The following is a 20680-nucleotide window of genomic DNA, read 5'->3' as shown; positions in this document are numbered from 1 at the left end:
AGGTAAAAATTGCTTGCGAATGAAAAGTATCTATACCACCTTTATCGCTGTCCTCCTGCTTTCCGCCTGTAACAGCGGTTCTAAAGATCCACAGGAACTGTTGGCAGGCCGAACAAAAACTGTCCTCCGCTCCTTTTCCGATACCACTGCACTGGATACTTTCCGCATTGTATTGACCGGTGAAAAACCCAAAGACATGGAACTGGTTTTCACGATTGTCCCCAAGGATGGAAAGCAGATCTATACTAAAACCTTAAAAGCCACAGCACTGCTGGACAACTATAAGGAAACGGTAGATTTAGATAAAAAAAAGCAGCAGATCAAATTTATGGAACAGGAGCTTGACCTGTTTTTTGATGAAGAAAACTTTATTGAACCGGCAGTAACCGAATCGGAAGAAGCGGATGAAAATATGCCCGATAAAAAATTCTTTGAAGAGCTCAAAGTTTCCTCTTTAAATGGCTTCCAGTACCGGCTTGGCAAAGAGAGCAAAGTATACATTGCCTGGTCTGATCAAGAGAAAAAAGTAAAGGTCTATTACCAGTGCTGCCAAAAATAACGTACTCTTAAAAAGAATACTTCGTGTAATTACTACACTTTAACACCAAAACATTTCCGAAGGAAAACCGCAGGATAACCACTGAAAAAACGGGGATTATACAGCCGATTTTATGTAACAAATCAGCTACCCCAATAATTAAATCACCTCACAATCAGTCACATACGATTATTTTACAAAATCAACATCTAAATCATAATAATATTGTAAAATTAATTGTAAATTTATCTTAGTGTTAAGAATCAAGGTTTTTATCACTGACCATCCAGACATATTCTAACCAAATATATTATCGAAAAGGCCAGGCAAATACCTGGTCTTTTTTTGCCTTCTGGTTTGGCTCCCCGAACCTGATCATTTCGTTCATCAAAAGAAGACAATTAAAAATATCTATTAATCATTGAGCTAGTCCGACAATATTTCTTAGCTTTGTACCCCGTACAAAAACAATAAAACAGCTTTAAAAACTGCTTTTATCACACAAACTCACAAACATGACTAAGTATATTTTTGTTACGGGCGGTGTCACTTCCTCTTTAGGTAAGGGCATCATATCCGCTTCATTAGCCAAACTTTTACAAGCAAGAGGTTACCGTGTAACCATTCAAAAATTTGACCCTTATATTAATATTGATCCGGGGACTCTAAATCCATATGAACATGGCGAATGTTACGTAACAGAAGATGGTGCAGAAACTGACCTTGACCTTGGTCATTATGAACGCTTCCTGAATATACCGACCACTCAGGCAAACAACATTACTACCGGCCGTATCTACCAGAATGTCATCAACAAAGAACGTCAGGGACAGTACCTTGGTAAAACCGTTCAGGTGGTTCCGCACATCACTGATGAGATCAAGCGTAACATGCGTATCCTGGGAGAGACCGGAGATTATGATATTGTGATCACTGAGCTTGGTGGAACAGTAGGTGATATTGAATCTTTACCATTTATCGAAGCAGTAAGACAATTCAAATGGGAAGCTGGCGCAAACAATGCGATTGTGATCCACCTTACCCTGGTTCCTTACCTTGCCGCAGCAGGGGAACTAAAAACAAAACCGACCCAACACTCTGTAAAGGCCTTACTGGAGTATGGTATTCAGCCAGACATCCTGGTTTGCCGTACGGAACAGCACCTTACCCCAGATATCCGTAAAAAGATCGCTTTGTTCTGTAACGTGAATGTAAATGCCGTTATCGAATCTATCGATGCTTCTTCTATCTATTCTGTTCCTTTGTTAATGATCAAGGAACAGTTAGACAAAACTGTACTGAGCAAACTTAAATTGGCGCAGAAAAATGAGCCGGATATGGAAAGCTGGAAAGACTTCCTGGGCAGGTTAAAAAATCCGACTTCAGAAGTTAAAATCGGACTGATCGGAAAATATGTGGAATTACCAGATGCCTATAAATCGATCATTGAATCTTTCATCCATGCCGGTGCTAAAAATGAATGTAAAGTACGGGTAGAATATATCCATTCGGAAGAAATTTATCCGGACAATGCCAAAGAAAAACTTAGCCATTTAGATGGTGTACTGGTTGCACCAGGATTTGGCAGCCGTGGTATTGAAGGAAAAATCGACTCTATCCGTTTTGTACGTGAAAATAATGTGCCTTTCTTCGGAATTTGTTTAGGAATGCAATGTGCCGTAATTGAGTACGGACGTAACGTGCTGGGTTTACCCACAGCGAATACAACAGAAATTGATGAAAATACCGTTGATCCGGTTATCAATATGATGGAAGACCAGAAAACGGTAACCAACAAAGGTGGAACGATGCGTCTGGGTTCTTATCCATGCGACCTTAAAAAAGGGACTAAAGCTTATTCTGCTTACGGAAAAGCACATATCCAGGAACGTCACCGTCACCGTTATGAATTCAACAGTGCCTATTTAAAACAGTATGAAGAAGCAGGTATGATCGCTTCAGGTATTAATCCGGACAGTAATCTGGTAGAAATAATTGAGCTTAAAAACCATCCTTTTTTCGTTGGCGGACAGTTTCACCCAGAATTAAAATCAACAGTTGCTAATCCTCACCCACTTTTTGTTAAATTTGTCGCCGCTGCGATGGAGTTTGCGAAGAAGAAAACAAATTAATACGCGTTTAAATAACAATAATGGATAGAAATACATTCACAGGATTATTCCTGATCATGATCGTTTTGGCCGGTTCCTTCTATTTTTTCAAGCCAGGTGAGGCTGAAATCAAGAAAGAACGCGAAAGGATTGCCCTTGACTCCGCTGCGAAAGCCAATGTCAACAAATCGCCGGCAGCTACGCCGGATGTGAAAGCTGCTGTTCCGGCAGTAGATTCTGCAGCGCTGAAAGGTCCTTTTGGCGCAAATATTTCAGGCACTGTGGCCACTAGTGTAATTGAAAATGATTTCTTAAAATTAACTTTCACAAATAAAGGAGGTAAAATCCAGTCTGTAGAAGTAAAAGGTGAGAAAACTTATCTGGATAAACCTGTGGTTCTTTTTAATGGAGACAACAACAAGTTCGGGCTGAATTTGAATATTGGTGGTAAAATCATCAATACCAATGACCTGTATTTTACGGCTACCCAAACGGATAAGTCAATGACGATGCGTGCGAACTACAGCGCGGATAAATATGTTGAATTTGTCTATGATCTGAAATCAAATACCCATGATGTTGCTTTCAACATCAACCTGAACGGGCTGAACCAGGTCATCCAAAACAACACCATCACCCTGAACTGGGAAACAGTATTGCTTCAGCAGGAAAAATCCCTGAAAAATGAGCAGCAGTATTCTGCACCATACTATAAGTATGTGGAAGAAAACCCGGATCACCTGAGTGTTGCCAAAGATGAAAAGGAAGACCTGATCAAAGGAAAAACAGAGTGGATTGCATTCAAACAGCATTTCTTCTCGGCAGTATTGATTCCTGCCGTTCCATTTGACAAGGCCGACTTGGAAGTTAAACTGCTGACTACCCCCAATGAGGTAAAAGGTTATGCAGCCAACATGACTTTGGCATTTAATCAGCTGGCTACACAAAACTATGCCATGAAGTTCTACTTCGGCACCAACCAGTTTAAAGTATTAAAAGCGCAGGGCCAGGAACTGGAGAAATTAGTGGAAATGGGCTACTGGCCATTGAAATACATCAACAGATTTATTGTGCTTCCTGTATTTAACTTCCTTGAAGGTTTTGGATGGGGTTATGGCTTGATCATTTTAGTGCTGACGATTGCCCTTAAGCTGGTACTGTCACCACTGACTTACAAATCCTACATTTCAATGGCAAAGATGAGAATTCTGAAACCTGAAATGGATGAGATCAAAGCTAAAGTAGGTGAAGATAATCCGACTTTATTACAACAGGAATACCTGAAATTATACAAACAGGTGGGGGTGAATCCAATTGGCGGATGTCTACCAATGCTGCTCCAGTTACCTATTGTAATGGCTTTCTTCTTCTTCTTCCCGAATTTATTCGAGTTGAGGGGACAGAGCTTCTTATGGATGCATGACCTTTCCACGTATGATGATTTCATTAAATTCGGATTTACTGTTCCCTTTATTGGTGACCACCTGAGTTTAATGTGTGTATTGATGACCATCTCCACACTGATCTATACGTACTTTAACAACCAGGTATCTGGTGCTACAGGACAGATGAAGTATATCGGTTACATCATGCCAATTATCTTCCTCGGTGTACTGAACAGCTATCCATCAGGATTGAACTACTATTATTTCTTAGCGAACATGCTTACTTTCGGTCAGCAGTTCCTGATCAAATCGATGGTGAATGATGAGAAAATTCATAACATCCTGAAAGAAAACAAGAAAAAACCTGAAGTCGTTAAAAAGAAATCCAAGTTCCAAACACGTTTAGATGACTATATGCGTCAGCAACAACAAGTGAAAACTCAGGAGAAGAAAAATAAATAAGCAAATTGCTTTTTTTAAAAGAGGCTGTATCATAAAATTATGATCAGCCTCTTTTTTATTGGTTTCAATCGTATCCCCTTAGGATCATTTTCAAATATTCAATTCTCAGAGGCTCAGTTTCATTGATGACATGGCCTCTTTTTTATTTCAACCTATTTGTATAAAATAGCACCTTTTCCATAGCCTTCTCCCCCATTTCAAATCCCAATGATATAAGCTATGGCTTTACTTATCGCAACCGTGCCGATATTTTTGTAAAATTTGATATACAATAAGGGATTATTGATAAAATTTTACAATTTTTAAATGCTGACCACATTATTTTCTAAAAGATACAGCAATTCATATGCAAAGATTACTAGCGATCATTATTTTATTCTATGCGACGACTTCATTCGCTCAGAAAAAACCATTAGACCATTCCGTTTATGATTCATGGGAAAGTGTAGGGACAAAACAATTATCTCCGAATGGGCAGTGGGCTGCTTATACCATTGTTAAACAACAGGGTGATGCCACCTTATTCCTGAATAATCTGTCAGGAAATACCAAAATCGCTGTTTCCAGAGGAGACTTGTTACAATTCAGTGCAGATTCAAAGTATGCAGGTTTTATCATCAAGCCTTTATATGCCACCACAAGACTGGAAAAGATTAAAAAGAAGAAAGCAGCTGAGATGACTAAAGATTCCCTGGGATTCATCAACCTTGCCACTGCAGCAGTCGTAAAAATCCCCAGAGTAAAATCCTTTAAAATTCCGGAGAATGGTGGGGCATTCCTGGCTTATCAGAAAGAACCGCTGCCAGATACCACTAAAAAATCGAAATCTACGGAGGGTACACAAAAAGATGATACAGGAGACTCTCTTTTTGCTGAAGAAGAAAAAACCAGGGATAAAAAAGAAGGATCTGACCTCGTTTTTCGTAACCTGATCAGCGGTACAGAGAAGACCTTCAGTGCTGTAGTGGAATACAATTTCAGCAAAAACGGCAAACAACTGATCTTCAGCGTAGTCCCATCGAAAAAAGATAAAAATGTAAAAGCCGGTGTTTTTCTTCTGCAGACAGAAAAAGGAACATTGAAATCACTCGTGACCACCAAGGGCAACTTTAAGGATTTCGTATTTGATGAAGATGGAGAGCAGGTCGCCTTCCTGGGGGAAACTTCTCCGGAAAAGGAAGAAATCAAAGATTACAGTATTTATTTCAACTCGCTTACCCTCGATACCGCACAAATATTGGTCGACCGGGAAATTGAAGGGATGCCGGCCAAATGGAGTGTAAGTGGCGATGGCAAATTGAAATTCAGCAAAGATGGCAATAAACTGTTCTTCGGCATTGCGCCGGTAAAAACAGCAAAAGACACCACACTGGTAGATTTTGAAAATGCCAAACTGGATATCTGGGGGTATAAAGATGATTACCTGCAGCCTATGCAGTTAAGAAATCTGGAAAAGGAACTTAAAAGGAGTTATTTAACCGTCATAGACATTTTTAGCAGTGATCCGAAAATCGTTCCCCTGGCAGACCTCAAACTTCCGGAAGCCATGCCATTAAAAGAGGGAGATGCAAATCTCGTTCTTGCCGGTACAGATTACGGAAACAGGATACAGGCACAGTGGAACGCAGGTACGCTTAGGGATTATTACATTGTAGACACCAAAACCGGCATCAGGAAAAAGATCCTGTCAGGTATCAACTCTTATGCAACAGATTCTCCTGATGGGAACTATGTCTTATACTTTGATAAAACTAAAGGTTTTTGGTACACCTACGCGATTGCCACCGGGAAAATCACACAGTTGAACACCAGCAACATGGTAAAATTTGCAGAAGAAGACAATGATGTCCCTGCAGATGCATCGGCCTATGGTGTTGCCGGATGGACTGAAGATGACAAGCAGGTTTTACTCTATGACCGGTATGATATCTGGAGTTTTTCACCTGATGGTAAGAGCGAAGCCAAAAATCTGACCAATGGTTTCGGAAGGAAAAATAACCTGACCTTCCGTTATGAAAACTTGGATCCTGAAGCCCGTTTCCTTAAAAAAGGGGAAGAGATGTGGTTGAGCACACTCAACAATCTCAGCAAAGAAAATGGATTCTACCGTACCAACGCGGCAAGTACCAAAAACCCTGAACCAGTGGTGATGGCGAAGTTCAAATACTCGGCTTTGATCAAAGCTAAACTGGCCGAAAAACTGATCTATGACAAGGCAAACTATACCACTTCACCGAATGTATATGTCTCGAACGACCTGAAAACTGAAGTTAAACTCAGTACTACCAATCCGCAGCAACAGCAGTATAACTGGGGAACGGCAGAACTGGTAAAATGGACTACGCCTAAAGGATACCAGGCAGAAGGCACACTCTACAAACCGGAAAACTTTGATCCGGCAAAAAAATATCCGATGATCGCCTATTTTTATGAGAAACTATCTGATAACCTGTACGCCTACATTCCACCTGCACCTACCCCATCACGGTTAAACATCTCCTATTTTGTGAGTAATGGTTACCTGGTCTTTGCTCCTGATATCAGTTATGAAATTGGGCACCCGGGGAAATCTGCCGAGGAATATATCAATTCTGGTGTAGAGTCCTTAAAGAAAAATGCCTGGGTTGATGGTGCAAAGATCGGTATCCAGGGACAAAGCTGGGGCGGTTACCAGGTCGCACACCTGATTACGGCAACCCATATGTATGCGGCAGCCTGGTCTGGTGCACCAGTGGTGAACATGACTTCAGCTTATGGGGGTATTCGCTGGGAATCTGGCATGAACAGACAATTCCAGTATGAAAAAACGCAAAGCAGGATTGGCGCAACCTTATGGGAAAAACCAGAGCTTTACCTGGAAAATTCACCCCTGTTCAACTTACCGAAGGTACAGACCCCGGTAGTCATCATGGCAAATGATGCAGATGGAGCTGTGCCATGGTACCAGGGAATTGAAATGTTTACCGGACTTAAACGTCTTGGAAAACCTGCATGGTTATTAAATTACAATAACGAAGCGCATAATCTGGTACAACGCCAGAATAGAAAAGACATTCAAATCCGTGAACAGCAATTTTTTGATTATTACCTGAAGGATGCAAAAGCTCCGGTATGGATGACAGGCGGAATACCTGCTACGGAAAAAGGCAGAACATGGGGATTTGAACTAACAAACGATAAACCTTAAAGGCCATTTCATTTATATTTCTATTAAAAAGGATCTGTATTTCATAAATACAGATCCTTTTTTTTACTTTCATGGCTTCAAACTAAAAAATTAATGGCATTAAATTATTTGTGGATCGCATTCTTCCTTGTGGCATTCGTCGTAGCACTCATCAGGCTTATATTTTTTGGTGATACGGAAATATTCAAGCTAATCGTTGATGGTACATTTGACTCTGCCAAGGTCGCTGTGATGGACATTGCCTTACCATTGATCGGTATCATGACGCTCTGGCTGGGTATCATGAATATTGGAGAAAAAGCGGGCGCCATTAATTTTTTATCCAGGATTATCGGGCCTTTCTTTAACCGTATATTTCCTGAAGTTCCTAAAAACCATCCGGCAACAGGCCATATGGTCATGAATTTCTCTGCTAACCTGCTGGGGCTAGACAATGCGGCCACCCCTTTCGGGTTAAAAGCAATGCAGAGCCTGCAGGAAATTAACCCCGACAAAGATACGGCGAGTAATGCACAGATCATGTTCCTGGTATTGCACACCTCTGGCCTGACCCTCATTCCCCTGAGTATCATGGCACAACGCGCCGTTTTGGGTGCTGCCGATCCTTCAGATATTTTCATTCCCTGCATGATTGCTACCTATGTTGCCACATTGGTTGGTTTGATTGCTGTGGCCATTAAACAGCGTATCAATTTATTCAACAGGGTGGTAGTTTCCTGGCTGGGTGGCATTACCCTATTCATTGGAGGAATGATTTATTATTTCAGCAATTACCTGAGCAAAGAACAAATAGAAGTGGTGTCTAAAGTCTCTTCCAATTTCATTCTGTTTTTTATCATCGTGGCCTTCATTCTAGGTGCTATCCGTAAAAAAATAAATGTCTATGATACTTTTATTGAGGGGGCAAAAGGTGGATTCACGACCTGTATTACCATTATTCCCTACCTGGTGGGCATGATTGTCGCCATTGGCGTACTGCGTAATTCCGGCGTACTGGGATACATCGTAGATGGTTTCACCTGGTGTTTTGTACAGGTTGGTGTCAACACAGACTTTACACCTGCCCTGCCTACGGCGCTGATCAAACCTTTAAGTGGCAGCGGTGCCAAGGCAATGATGGTAGACACCATGAAAACCTTTGGCCCTGATTCCTTTGTAGGCCGGCTTTCCTGCATTTTTAATGGTTCTGCCGATACTACATTTTACATTGTGGCTTTATATTTTGGTTCTGTGGGGATTAAACGCACGCGTTACGCCATTCCTTATGGATTAATTGCAGACCTGGCCGGGATCATAGCAGCGGTGCTTGTCGCTTATCTGTTTTTCCACTAAAATAAAAGCCCCCTCATTTGAAAATGGTTTCGTTTAAAATGGACAGTTCTATGTAAAAAGAAGCGGGCATTTGGCACAAAGTACTAAAGTGCTGTTTATGAAAAAGGCCTTTTCTGATCAATCAGAAAAGGCCTTTAAATTTTATTATTGCTCGTATTTAAGCTGTTGCCGTTTCCATATTTAAATAACTGATAATCTTTTCAAGAACACCCGGCTCCACATTTACATACTTGGAAGACTTCCATGTAGAAGAAGGCTGATCGAGCCACACACAAAATGAATGATAACCATCCATTACAACAGCATAGGTCTCATGAAATTCATCATGAATTTTCATGCAAAACCCTTTTACAGGCTTTCCCTGTACATCAAATTGAAAGTTGACATAATTACTTAACATATTCATATCTGGTTAGTTACATTTGATAACAAATATCAGCGAAAAAGGTTTACTGAATTTTAAGCTGATAATATCATAACGTTAAGTTTTACAGCAAAGTATTCGCTAAAAATATGATCTTCAGCACTATCCGATATTCATCATATTGGAGTATCCTTTGGCGATCAGCCTGTCCTTTGCGGGCAGGAAGATTTCACATTGCAGGTTGATCACACTCCGTCCCCTTTTCACGATGGTGGTTTGCGCCACAATCAGGTCCCCTTCGCGGGCAGGAGCAAAATAATCAATCGCATTATTCACGGTAGTAAAAGCATCCTGAAGTCCCAGGCTATACACTGTGGCTCCAATCAGGTCGTCAATAATTCCTGCAGTCACCCCTCCGTGTAATGTTCCGTAAGGATTGGTCATCTCTTTCCTCACCACATAACTGAATTGAAGTGAACCCGGTGCTGCAGACAACACCACAGGTTTAAGCCAGTTCATGTAGGGGGAGGGTGAACCCTCGATCTCTTTCCCTATAAAGGACTTTAAAAAATTTAAACGATTTGCAGCTTCGGATTGTTCCATACCTGATTGATTAGTAGAATAATTGATTTTGAATAAAATTAGAATTGATTCAGCAGTAAATGTAAAAAACAAAACCCTCACATGGCAGAAAACAAAGTCACCGCAATAACAGAACTTGACCAATCCCATTACCGTACCAAAGTCTATGCTGGCGGACATTTTATCTACGCAGACGAGCCTGAAGATATCGGGGGAACCGATGAGGGCATGACCCCTGCGGCATTGCTCCTGGCCAGTCTGGGCAGCTGCACGGCAATTACCCTAAGAATGTATGCCGACAGAAAAGGAATAGCCCTGGAAGCTGTGAAAATCCACCTCGCCATAGAGAACAAAGAGGAAGAACTGAGTAAAGACACCAGGATCAGCATGAAGATGGAATTTGAGGGTGATCTCAGCACAGCACAACGGCAGCGGCTTCTGGAAATTGCGGATAAATGTCCCATCCATAAAATACTGACCAACCCAATTGCGATTGAAACTGTGGTAGAATAATTGTATTTTTCAGCTTCAATCCAATCAAACCCTATATATGAGCAATTCATCCGATCTACCTCAACAGCATGAGGTTGTAGCACACCACACGTATTTCGACGGAAAAGTACAGAGCCTTGGGCTAGACACGCCAAAAGGAAAAGCAACCCTGGGCGTCATGAAAAAAGGTACCTATACTTTTTCCACTTCATCACCCGAAAAAATGATCATCCTCTCCGGTAAACTGGAAGTACTCCTGAAAGACAGCGCCTATCAAACCTATACCGAAAACCAGGAATTTGATGTCGCCGCAGGAACTTCCTTTGAAGTCAGCTGCGATGCTGATGTAGCCTACCTGTGTTATTACGGGTAAGGAACTGAAAACCAACATAACCGTATACAACACTTCTCCCCTGGTTGGCCTGAACAGGAACGCGTTCAATCAACCAGGGAAAATCCGCTTCAGCGATGACGAATTCAACTCGTCATTTAATCCCAAAACTTCGTCTCCATAATTAGAAAGAACTAGTCTAAATAACGTCTTTTGCAGACAATTTATAACTATTCTTAATTATATGATGAAATGTATACGCTTCATTTTCCTGATCGGATTGCTTTGCCAAATGCGCACTGCAACTGCCCAGGAAAGAAAAATCAAAGGAGTTTTAACAGAGAAAAATGGCGGGAGGGCAATTCCCGGTGCAACAGTACGTGTTAAAGGGACCAGTAAAGTAAGTCTTACCGATGAAAAAGGCACATTCAGTATCAATGCTCATCATGGCGAATTATTAATCTTCAACTATATCGGATTCAAAACACTGGAGCTTCAGGTAGAAAAGGGAAAAAACTTCCTGAACGTGAGTCTGGAAGAATCATCAAACGACCTGTCGGAAGTACAAATCACCGGAGCTTTTGGTATCAAACGCAAATCCAAAGAATTAGGGGTAGCCGTAGCTACTTTAACAGGCAATGAGGTCACACAAACCCAGGTCGTGAATCCCTTAAACGGATTGCAAAGCAAGGTTGCCGGCTTACAGGTAAACATGTTTGATGGGGGTGTAAATCCACAGGTACGGGTAACCCTACGTGGTGCCAGGAACATCAATGATTCGAAGAATGAGCCATTGTTCGTGGTAGACGGTGTACCCCTGGCCACGGTATCCTATTACAATCCCCAGGCATCAGGCAACAAGAGGGATGCCTCGGCCATTTCCATGATCAACCCGAATGATATTGAAGATATAACAGTTTTAAAAGGTGCCAGCGCCGCAGCGGTATATGGCTCGCAGGGGGTAAATGGGGTAGTCATCATTACCACAAAAAGCGGTAAAAACGGACAGGGAACCATCAGCTTCTCCCATGCCACCACGCTGGAGAATGTAGGTTGGCTTCCGGAATTTCAGGAGACCTATGGATCCGGATTCAATGGGGTATACCAGCCTTATGAAGTACGTTCATGGGGACCAAAATACGATGGCAGCCTGGTGAAGGTAGGTCCTATTTTGCCAGATGGCACACAATGGGAATTGCCCTATTCTCCTGTAAAAAACCAAAAATCAGACTTTTTTGATACCGGAATCACCCATCAGGAAAATATTTCCTTCAGTGGCGGAGATGATAAATCTACCTATTTCCTTTCCGGTCAGTATGTCAATAACAATGGGGTTATTCCGAAAGACCAGAGTAAAAAGGCCAGCCTGCGCTTTAACGGGAGCAGAAATTTCGGAAAACTGAAAACATCGTACACCGTTAATTATGTACAGACCAATACCTCTACCACTACTTCAGAGCCGTGGAACAATGTCCGCGGACTTCCTTCATTTATCCCACTGGATGAATTAAAAGACTGGAAAAATACCGCATATGCGCAACCGCAGTATTATTTTTCCACCACAACACTCAATCCTTACTGGGCCATAGACAATCAGCGCCAGGATGTAAAACAGGAAAACCTGACCGGGAATGTAAGTTTTGATTATCAGGTAGCCCCATGGTTCAAAGCAACCTACAGATTGGGCTTAACCAGTGTCAATACAGGTTATAAAAGCTTCGGAAACAAATTTGATGATGCATCCATCCCCTACCGCTATATGGATGCAGCAGGAAACATCGTCACTGCTACACGCAGAAGCACCAGTTATGGCGGAACCGCATCCGGAATGGTGAGTGACCAGTCGGTTAACAACCAGCAACTGAACAGTGACCTGCTCCTGCAATTCAATAAAGATTTCGGAAAATTCAGCACCAGGTTATTGCTTGGCCAGAACTACCAGGATATACAATATAAATTTGTGCAGGTAGGTGCAGCGGCACTCAACTTCCCAGACTTATACAATGAAAGTAACTTAACCGGAAACCTGAACGGTGGCTCGCAAATCACCCATCAGCGACGTTATGCTTATTTTGGCGAGTTTACCCTAGGATACAACAATTACCTGTTTGCCACACTAAATGGCAGGCGGGAATCTGTTTCCCTGTTATCGGCAGACAACCGCAATTATTTCTATCCGGGTGCAAACGTATCATTCCTGTTTACCCAGGCCATTCCGGCATTGGCCAACAGCAGCATCCTATCCTTCGGTAAGATCTATGGTTCCGCCAGTAAAAGCGGTAACGTAACGGTTGAACCGTATGCCCTGCAAAATGTATACACGAGTGTAGATGGATTTCCGTTTGGAAGTTTGCCAGGTGCTACGGTAAACGCACAAAACCTGAGCAGCAATCTGAAACCTGAGTTCGTTTATTCCTATGAAGGCGGGATACAACTGGGCTTTTTCAAAGACAGGTTACGTGTGGAAGGAACTTATGCCTATGCAGATTCAAGGGATCAGATCCTGGATATCGGTACCTCCTATGCCTCCGGTTTCGGATCCGCAAAAGCCAATGCGGCGCGGATGAAAAGTAAATCCATTGAACTGACCATGAACGGCGACCTCATTAAAACAAAAGACTGGAGCTGGTCGGCCGGAGTCAACTATACCCATAATGACAATACGGTAGTCAGCCTCGTAGGCGGACAGGAAACCCTGAATCAATGGAAAGGACTCTATCTATCTGTAGGTGACCGTTACCCAACGTATCAGTTACCTGACTATGTCAGGGATCCGCAGGGCAGGGTCGTTATCAATGCCAGTACAGGATTGCCTGCACAGGCTTCTGCCTTAACAGACAAAGGGACTTCACAACCCGTACATATGTTAGGTTTCAATACTTCAGTACGTTACAAACGCTTCCAGCTCAGCACCCAAATTGATGCACGCTGGGGAAGTATGTTCTACACTGCCGGAGCGGAAAATATCACTGCTTCAGGTTTATTGCCAAAAAGTGCTGCCGAAGATTTCGGAAGAGAGAAATTCATTTTCCCGAATTCCGTGTTAGAAAGCTCTCCAGGGGTATTTACGGAAAATACTTCGGTACTCACCAATGGTGATTTTGCTTTCTGGAACACCTATAAGAACATCCTGTCGAATAACGTCTTTGACGGACATTTTGTGAAGCTTCGTGAGGTTGCCTTAAATTATGATTTTCCGGTGAAGTTGCTGGGAAACCAGAAAGCGATCAAAGGATTACACCTGTCTGTATATGGCCGTAATCTCGTGAACCTGCGTGCTAAGGATAATATTTTCGGGGAAACTGAATTTATCTATCTGAGTGGAGTTGGTTTCAGTGGCTGGCGTACCATGCCTTCTACCCGCTCTTATGGTTTCACTTTAGGCCTTACCATTTAGTCCCATTCCCCAAAAGTATCAATCAGAAAACATGAAGAAAGCTATATTATATACCACATTCATTGCTGCCACATGCTGCAGTACCGCGTGTAAAAAAGTATTGGATATCAATACCAACCCAAATGCATCGACTACAGTTACCAACGATATGCTGCTTGCCGGCTCCATGCTCACTACAACGCGGCTGGAGACCAACACCATTAATGAACTCGGAAACTTCTGGGGAGGGTATTGGGGTAAGGCATATGACATCTCCGGAACAACCACGGGGGCTGCAGGCACAACATTAGATCTTATCGGCAATTACAGTATAATTGATAATTTTGCTGCCGACATCTGGGAAAAATCCTATACTTCCATTTACAACTATACGATTTTACAGCACCAGACCCAGGAAAATGCACCCTTTTATGCCGGAATCGCTAAAATCATCAAGGGCTTACATTTCCTGCAACTGGTAGATCATTATAACAATATTCCCTTTTCCCAGGCTTCAGATCCCAGTATCACCAAACCTGTTTATGACAAAGGGGAAGAGGTATATGCAGGGGCGCTGGATTTAATTACATCCGGTATTGCCGACATCAAGAATTCAGGCGTTACCGCAGCACCCACTACAGCAGATATCTTCTTCAGGGGCAATGCATTATCCTGGATAAAATTTGCAAACACCATTAAACTGAGGGCATTACTGCACCAGAGTCAGCTGGCGGAAAAAAGCAATTACATTACCGCAGAAATTGCAAAAATCACCGCGGAAGGTTCAGGATATATAACGGCTGATGTGCTGGCGAATCCGGGATTCACTTTGCAGGCAGACAATCAGCAGAACCCATTCTTCACTACTTATTTCAGGAATAGCCAGGGCGTAGCAGCAGCCATGTTTAATGCAGTAAGGCCTACACGGTTTTTACTGGCCAGATATGAGGCAGTAAATGATCCGCGGAAAGCATTGATTTATGCTGAAGCAGTAAATGGAGGTGGTTACAAAGGGGTATTGTTGGGTCAGAATACCACCGATGCGACCCAGAATGCGACTTCCACTTCGGCCTTCAGGGGGCCGGGCGCAGGCATCATCAAAACAGCCACTTCCCCAGCCCTTCTCTTCTCCCTGGCAGAAGCTTATTTTCTTCAGGCGGAAGCCGTGCAGCGCGGCTGGATACCGGGTACAGCAAAAGCACTGTATGAAAATGGAATCAAAGCTTCCTTTGCCTACACCGGAGTTCCTGAAAGCGCCTTTTCAACCTATAACCTTCAGGCGGGTGTCGCTTTTGATGACAGTTCTGCATCAGACAAAATAGAGAGGATCATTGACCAGAAATGGCTTGCCCTGAACAGTATTGATGGAGCAGAGGCCTGGAGCGATTTCAGGAGACTCGGTTTACCCAGAGGGATGCCCTCTTCTGTTGCGGTACCCGCTGCCACTACGCCGAAAAGATTGCGCTATCCATCGTCAGAAGTAAGTACCAACAGTGCTGAAGTAGCCAAACAAGGCAATATTGACGGCTTAGTCAATAAAGTATTCTGGCAACCCTAAAAATTAACAAATACAATTCAGGTCTGTTTCCAGGCCTGAATTGTTGTTTTAAAGCCGGAATGATACAGTCCTGAAATACTTGAAGTATATTTGTACCCATACCTGCCGGGATCGCATCAAGAAGAATCAGATAAACTCATTCCGGTACTTTTGATGGTTAGCCGGAACTTTAAACACAAACGAATTAGACCTACCGGGATAAACAACAATTAAGATGAAAGAAGGCATTCAGTGTATGATTATCGATGATGAGCGAAATGCGCATTATGTATTACAGAACTACATTAAAAGGCATTCCGGACTACAGCTGACTGCACAATTTTTTGACGCGGCAAAGGCGATCGAATTTATGCAGCATACCGCTGTTGACTTAATTTTCCTGGACATCAACATGCCTGAGCTGGATGGTTTTGAACTGATTTCAGCATTAACCTCTCCTCCAAAAATCATATTGACCACTGCTTATTCCACGTATGCACTCAGGGCATATGATTATGGCGTATTGGATTATCTGGTGAAGCCCATTCCCTACCCCCGCTTTGAGCAGGCCATTTTACGCTATCATGAACACCAGGGGATGGTCAAAACAAATGCGGAGATACTGGCTCCGAATAACTTTATCACCCTGAAAACCGATGATGGGATGATTGATTTTCCGCTGGATCAGATTACCTATATTCAAAGCTGGGGCAATTACATTAAACTCCATACCGCCACGCAGACTCACCTGTGTACGGCAACAACTGCTGAAGTAGAAAGACGGCTGCCAAAATTTGAGTTCATCAGAATTCATAAATCGTACATTGTTGCCATCAGTAAAATTGAAAACATTAAAGGAGATATGGTTTCACTTCTTCAGCCGGAAATAGATTTACCGGTTGGAATTACCTACCGAAGAATCCTTGCGGAAGCATTCAAACTTTAATTGCAGGTGGCACATCCCTGATAAATCCTTAAATTGCCCACGCTATAAAGGCCAACCTACGCTGTAAAGGCAAAACTGTAAAAGCAATTTGAAGAAGATAAGAAACATACTGAAGCACGGCTATTTCCAAATAAAGATCATAGAAAATAAATGGATCAGGGAGATCTCCATCTTCACCCTGTTGTTTATCCTCATGGTTTTAAATGACCGGGAAGGCATGATCAGGCCCCATGAATTCAGAGACGGTTTTTTCATATTTTTCATCCTCTATATTCATCTTCAGTTCCAGAGGTTTTTGATTTTACCCTATTTTATTGCGCATCGGTATGCATTGTACAGTGTGCTGTCGCTGGCTACGGTATGTTTGTTTGGAACTCTCGCCTACCTTATCGACAGCTGGTTGTCTACCGTAGGCTGGTATGATGAGGCTGTCGTTAAACATTCCCAGCTCTATTTATACTATGTGCTGTGTTGTTTGGTTTCTCTCATTATTCTATTGTTCATCTTCTTCATTGTTGAATACTACAAACAGCAAAACCGGGATACCGACAACCAGATTCTACTTAAAGAAATGGAGATGAACCTATTGAGGAGTCAGCTGAATCCGCATTTTCTATTCAACAGCCTCAACAACCTGTATGGTATCAGTCTTGAAAAACCTGAAGAGGTTCCGGAAAAGATCATGCACATGGCCAGCATTATGCGCTATTACCTTGAATTATCCGGCAGGAAATATGTGAGCCTCCAGGAAGACCTGAATTTCATCCGTGATTACATTACGATTGAAGCTGACCGGGTCACTGAAAGATGTACCGTAAAGCTTTCCTGTATGCCCGAAGATTCTGCACTTCAATCCTATACAATTGCACCAATGATCCTGATCTGTTTTGTTGAAAATGCATTTAAGCATTATGTGGCACCAGTTCCCGGGGCAAAGGGCTTTATACAAATTGAATTCAGGATGGAAGAGTCAGTGCTGCAGCTGCGCATTCGAAACTCATCTGCACGAAACAGCACACACCTGACCTCTACTAAAGTTGGCATTGCCAATACCAAAAAGCGGCTGAACATCTTATATCCGGGCAAGCATCTGCTCCGCATTGTGGATGAAGAATCATTCTATGAGGTACAGTTAAATATCAACATGGATTGAGAAGTTTTTCAGGATAGCGGGTCATTCGTCATTTGTCGTCTGATCAGGGAATTCAACTACCTGAGAAGAATACCGCAACCCAGATAAACATTATCTGAAGCCTCTTTTGTTGGCATAGTACACCATATTTCCTATATGGCCGCTCGCCCATTCATTAATCCCATCTGGTAATTTTGCCATAATTCTCTGGTTTAACAACTGAATACGTTATGGACAAGGTCGTATCATGATCGGGGTAAAGCAATAGTCAAACGAAAATGAAAGTATAGTGAAACTATGTTTAACAAGTGAATAACAAGGTGCTGACAAGGTGTTGACAAGGACTAGACCCTGTCAGCACCTTGCCAGCCCCTTGTCAACACCTTGTCAGCACCTTGTCAACTACAGTAACATCATTGGTTCACAATGGCTTAGACATGGCTTCATAACGACCAAATCCCTACGTTGCTACGCTCATTGTAGCATTTAAAGAGGGGTTTTACATGTGGCGGATTGGCTGAGGTCAAGGTAGAGGCAACATTGAGTAATGGAACATCGGGTTTATTCGCATTTCCAGAGGGGAATATTTTAAATAACCGGGTATTGAATAACTAATCAAGCCCTTCTTTTCTTTAATCATCAATAGACTTTGTAATGAACACATATTTTAGTTATTTTTGATGTATAACCTTATCAGATTGCGTTCATGCATACAGTAGATCTTATTTCCAGAAGGATAAATACGCTAGTTAAACTTGCTGAGAGGAAAGATGGAGTTTTTTTGACTGATCTCAGGAAGGAGTATCGTGCAGACCTTCAAAATTTCATTGTAGGCGAAACTCTAGGTGTACGCGACGGAAAAGTAATTATAGGAAGAAATACGTATAAAAGATGGTTACAAAAGATCAAAACTTGTGGTTTTGATTATGATGTAAAGTTTATTTAAATGGCAATTGAAGATCAATTTAAAAAAATAAACGCCCTTCAAAAACAAATCCTTAAGCTGGAGCCAGATCCTGTAATATGGAACCAGGATTATTTGGAAAAAGTAAAAGTTGATTTTACGTATGCATCCAATAACCTTGAAGGTAATAAGATATCACACGGACAGACCGTTCAAATATTAAAGGATTTTGTTAGCCCAAAGGATACTTCTATTTCTGATTATCTTGATATCCTTAATCATAAAAAGGTTCTCGATTTGGTTTTCGAAAATTATCAATCAGAACGTATTACAGAAAGTAATATCAAGAAACTACACAAAGAGTTGATGAAAAATCCTGCCCAATGGGCAGATGATACCTATTGTGATCCAGGTAAGTACAAGATTTTTGAAAATCGTACCTATAGATCTGATGGTAAAGAACACTTATATGCAGCGCCAGAGGAAGTTCAAACGGCAATTGAATTATTGATTAGGGAGACAAATGAAGCTTTAAATTTTAATTCAACTGATATTGGATTTCACCCCTTATCCATAGCTACTCGTTTCCACTTCGTGTTTCTTAATCACATACATCCATTTGGTGATGGAAATGGTAGAATAGCGCGTATTTTCATGAACCTTATTTTATTACAGAAAGGATTCCCCCCTATTTTCATAAAGGAAGTTAATAAACGAGATTACCTGGAATGTTTTACAGAGGAAGAAAAACATCCTGGAGCAATGCTTGAATTCATGACAGCACGATTGATTGAGAGCCTAAAATTAAAGAAAAAACATCTCCTTGCAAGTTTGAGTGAAGAGTAATACCATCTCAGGCCAACTGTTGAAGGATAGAGTTATTGATGCTAACCTGTGGTAACGAAATTTATCGCCCGCAGCTTCTGCTGTTGTTATAAATCTTTTTCATTTTATTAAACTACTTTAATTTTCGGCTGAAGCCCTCGCCTTAATTTTGTGATATGAAAAACATAAAAGAAACAGTTGAGCGCTACACTAGCGCCTGGAACAAAATGACAGCATCAGAAGTGAAAGCTGATTTTGTACTCATCTTAACCGATGACATCACTTACCAGGACAGGCAAACCCCTTTGGTCACAGGAATTGATGCATTTGTTGATTTGGTCATGTCTTCACATGAGAAAGTGCCTGGCCGTACCTTTTCCCTGCTGACTGAACCGGAATATTTCGATCATCATTGCTATTACTCCTGGGGCATCGATATCCCAGGCAAAGGAGAATTTGTAGGCCGGGACTATGTGGAATATAATGATGAAAACAAGATGACGAAGATCATAGGATTTGTTCCTACCTTGTAGAATGCCTGATTTTGAACGCATATTCGCAAACTTTGCGCTTCACGTTAACCTAGATGTTGTAGAACAGGCGCACATAACGTCTGTTCTACAGCACAAAACGTTAGAAAAGAACAAAACGCTGTTGGAAGCCGGCGAGACATGCCGAAATCTTTATTTCGTTGCCGAAGGTTGCCTGCGTGTTTTTAACCGGGATAAGGACGGTTTGGAGCATAACGTTCTGTTTTGCCCCAGAAACTGGTGGGCTGCAGACATGACTAGCTTTTCGGGTCAGGTACCAGCCTATTACAGTATCGCCGCCCTGGAAACTACGGAACTATTTTATTTCAGTTATCAGTCTTTGGAGCAATTGTATATTGATGTGCCCAAACTGGAGCGCTTCTTTCGGATACTGGCCCAAAATGGTTTCAGTTTATATCAGCGGCGCGTTAATTCAATCATCTCCAGATCCGCAGAAGAACGTTATGTGCAGTTTCAGCACCTTTACCCTCAACTGGAGCAGCGCATCCCCCAAAAACACATTGCCTCCTATCTGGGTATTACGCCAGTGTTTTTGAGCATGATCCGTAAGAGGAATGGATAGCATGTATCTCGGGATTTAGAATTGGTAGAACAGCTTGAGTCAGGAGTGCCAAGAATTTTGGAA

General features: G+C 42.0%; 17 protein-coding genes. 15 read left to right on the top strand and 2 right to left on the bottom strand.

What is annotated here, in order from left to right:
* Positions 1-19: 19 nt before the first annotated feature.
* The 5 genes from ACSBL2_RS10320 (at position 20) to ACSBL2_RS10300 (ending at position 9015) form a co-directional block, all read left to right on the top strand.
* A complete protein-coding gene (locus ACSBL2_RS10320; RefSeq protein ID WP_442591610.1) occupies positions 20-559 on the top strand; it encodes a hypothetical protein in 540 nt (179 codons plus the stop codon).
* A gap of 494 nt (positions 560-1053) precedes the next feature.
* The gene (locus ACSBL2_RS10315; protein WP_442591609.1) at positions 1054-2670 is read left to right on the top strand and encodes a CTP synthase; all 1617 of its coding nucleotides are present in this window, start codon (positions 1054-1056) and stop codon (positions 2668-2670) included.
* Positions 2671-2690: 20 nt separating this feature from the next.
* Positions 2691-4496, top strand: coding sequence for a membrane protein insertase YidC (gene yidC / locus ACSBL2_RS10310; protein WP_442591608.1), 1806 nt, complete (start codon positions 2691-2693; stop codon positions 4494-4496).
* 346 nt (positions 4497-4842) lie between these two features.
* The gene (locus ACSBL2_RS10305; protein WP_442591607.1) at positions 4843-7683 is read left to right on the top strand and encodes a S9 family peptidase; all 2841 of its coding nucleotides are present in this window, start codon (positions 4843-4845) and stop codon (positions 7681-7683) included.
* A gap of 93 nt (positions 7684-7776) precedes the next feature.
* A complete protein-coding gene (locus tag ACSBL2_RS10300; RefSeq protein ID WP_442591606.1) occupies positions 7777-9015 on the top strand; it encodes a nucleoside recognition domain-containing protein in 1239 nt (412 codons plus the stop codon).
* 157 nt (positions 9016-9172) lie between these two features.
* Here ACSBL2_RS10300 and ACSBL2_RS10295 read toward each other — a convergent pair whose 3' ends face one another.
* A complete protein-coding gene (locus tag ACSBL2_RS10295) occupies positions 9173-9415 on the bottom strand; it encodes a hypothetical protein (RefSeq protein WP_442591605.1) in 243 nt (80 codons plus the stop codon).
* Positions 9416-9541: 126 nt separating this feature from the next.
* Positions 9542-9982 (bottom strand): PaaI family thioesterase, encoded by a 441-nt coding sequence (locus ACSBL2_RS10290; protein ID WP_442591604.1) that lies wholly within the window; start codon positions 9980-9982, stop codon positions 9542-9544.
* 81 nt (positions 9983-10063) lie between these two features.
* Here ACSBL2_RS10290 and ACSBL2_RS10285 point away from each other — a divergent pair, with 81 nt between their 5' ends.
* The 10 genes from ACSBL2_RS10285 (at position 10064) to ACSBL2_RS10240 (ending at position 20617) form a co-directional block, all read left to right on the top strand.
* Entirely contained in the window at positions 10064-10474 is a 411-nt protein-coding gene (locus ACSBL2_RS10285) for an OsmC family protein (RefSeq protein WP_442591603.1), read from the top strand.
* A 37-nt stretch (positions 10475-10511) separates the two neighbouring features.
* A complete protein-coding gene (gene ppnP, locus ACSBL2_RS10280) occupies positions 10512-10826 on the top strand; it encodes a pyrimidine/purine nucleoside phosphorylase (protein ID WP_442591602.1) in 315 nt (104 codons plus the stop codon).
* Positions 10827-11028: 202 nt separating this feature from the next.
* Complete coding sequence (locus ACSBL2_RS10275) at positions 11029-14181, top strand: SusC/RagA family TonB-linked outer membrane protein (protein ID WP_442591601.1); 3153 nt, start codon at positions 11029-11031, stop codon at positions 14179-14181.
* 31 nt (positions 14182-14212) lie between these two features.
* Complete coding sequence (locus tag ACSBL2_RS10270) at positions 14213-15718, top strand: SusD/RagB family nutrient-binding outer membrane lipoprotein (protein WP_442591600.1); 1506 nt, start codon at positions 14213-14215, stop codon at positions 15716-15718.
* Between the two features lie 214 nt (positions 15719-15932).
* The gene (locus ACSBL2_RS10265) at positions 15933-16643 is read left to right on the top strand and encodes a LytR/AlgR family response regulator transcription factor (protein WP_442591599.1); all 711 of its coding nucleotides are present in this window, start codon (positions 15933-15935) and stop codon (positions 16641-16643) included.
* Between the two features lie 88 nt (positions 16644-16731).
* Positions 16732-17796, top strand: coding sequence for a sensor histidine kinase (locus ACSBL2_RS10260; protein ID WP_442591598.1), 1065 nt, complete (start codon positions 16732-16734; stop codon positions 17794-17796).
* A gap of 685 nt (positions 17797-18481) precedes the next feature.
* A complete protein-coding gene (locus ACSBL2_RS10255; protein ID WP_442591597.1) occupies positions 18482-18721 on the top strand; it encodes a hypothetical protein in 240 nt (79 codons plus the stop codon).
* Positions 18722-19525: a Fic family protein gene (locus ACSBL2_RS10250; protein ID WP_442591596.1), complete on the top strand. Its 804-nt coding sequence runs from the start codon at positions 18722-18724 to the stop codon at positions 19523-19525.
* A gap of 155 nt (positions 19526-19680) precedes the next feature.
* The gene (locus tag ACSBL2_RS10245) at positions 19681-20037 is read left to right on the top strand and encodes a hypothetical protein (RefSeq protein ID WP_442591595.1); all 357 of its coding nucleotides are present in this window, start codon (positions 19681-19683) and stop codon (positions 20035-20037) included.
* 1 nt (position 20038) lies between these two features.
* The gene (locus ACSBL2_RS10240; protein WP_442591594.1) at positions 20039-20617 is read left to right on the top strand and encodes a Crp/Fnr family transcriptional regulator; all 579 of its coding nucleotides are present in this window, start codon (positions 20039-20041) and stop codon (positions 20615-20617) included.
* The last annotated feature ends 63 nt before the right edge of the window (positions 20618-20680 follow it).

This window comes from Pedobacter sp. AW31-3R (assembly GCF_052180285.1).
GTDB lineage: Bacteria > Bacteroidota > Bacteroidia > Sphingobacteriales > Sphingobacteriaceae > Pedobacter.
Note: the sequence above shows the minus strand (reverse complement) of the source record. Positions and strands in the feature narration are given on the sequence as shown.

Bases quoted from the DNA above. Each gene is read 5' to 3' on its own strand.
- ACSBL2_RS10305 (WP_442591607.1), top strand. From the start codon at position 4,843: ATGCAAAGATTACTAGCGATCATTATTTTATTCTATGCGACGACTTCA.
- ppnP (WP_442591602.1), top strand. From the start codon at position 10,512: ATGAGCAATTCATCCGATCTACCTCAACAGCATGAGGTTGTAGCACAC.
- ACSBL2_RS10295 (WP_442591605.1), bottom strand. From the start codon at position 9,415: ATGTTAAGTAATTATGTCAACTTTCAATTTGATGTACAGGGAAAGCCT.
- ACSBL2_RS10270 (WP_442591600.1), top strand. From the start codon at position 14,213: ATGAAGAAAGCTATATTATATACCACATTCATTGCTGCCACATGCTGC.
- ACSBL2_RS10275 (WP_442591601.1), top strand. From the start codon at position 11,029: ATGATGAAATGTATACGCTTCATTTTCCTGATCGGATTGCTTTGCCAA.
- ACSBL2_RS10315 (WP_442591609.1), top strand. From the start codon at position 1,054: ATGACTAAGTATATTTTTGTTACGGGCGGTGTCACTTCCTCTTTAGGT.
- ACSBL2_RS10250 (WP_442591596.1), top strand. From the start codon at position 18,722: ATGGCAATTGAAGATCAATTTAAAAAAATAAACGCCCTTCAAAAACAA.
- ACSBL2_RS10265 (WP_442591599.1), top strand. From the start codon at position 15,933: ATGAAAGAAGGCATTCAGTGTATGATTATCGATGATGAGCGAAATGCG.
- ACSBL2_RS10245 (WP_442591595.1), top strand. From the start codon at position 19,681: ATGAAAAACATAAAAGAAACAGTTGAGCGCTACACTAGCGCCTGGAAC.
- ACSBL2_RS10255 (WP_442591597.1), top strand. From the start codon at position 18,482: ATGCATACAGTAGATCTTATTTCCAGAAGGATAAATACGCTAGTTAAA.
- ACSBL2_RS10290 (WP_442591604.1), bottom strand. From the start codon at position 9,982: ATGGAACAATCCGAAGCTGCAAATCGTTTAAATTTTTTAAAGTCCTTT.
- yidC (WP_442591608.1), top strand. From the start codon at position 2,691: ATGGATAGAAATACATTCACAGGATTATTCCTGATCATGATCGTTTTG.
- ACSBL2_RS10285 (WP_442591603.1), top strand. From the start codon at position 10,064: ATGGCAGAAAACAAAGTCACCGCAATAACAGAACTTGACCAATCCCAT.
- ACSBL2_RS10300 (WP_442591606.1), top strand. From the start codon at position 7,777: ATGGCATTAAATTATTTGTGGATCGCATTCTTCCTTGTGGCATTCGTC.
- ACSBL2_RS10240 (WP_442591594.1), top strand. From the start codon at position 20,039: ATGCCTGATTTTGAACGCATATTCGCAAACTTTGCGCTTCACGTTAAC.
- ACSBL2_RS10320 (WP_442591610.1), top strand. From the start codon at position 20: ATGAAAAGTATCTATACCACCTTTATCGCTGTCCTCCTGCTTTCCGCC.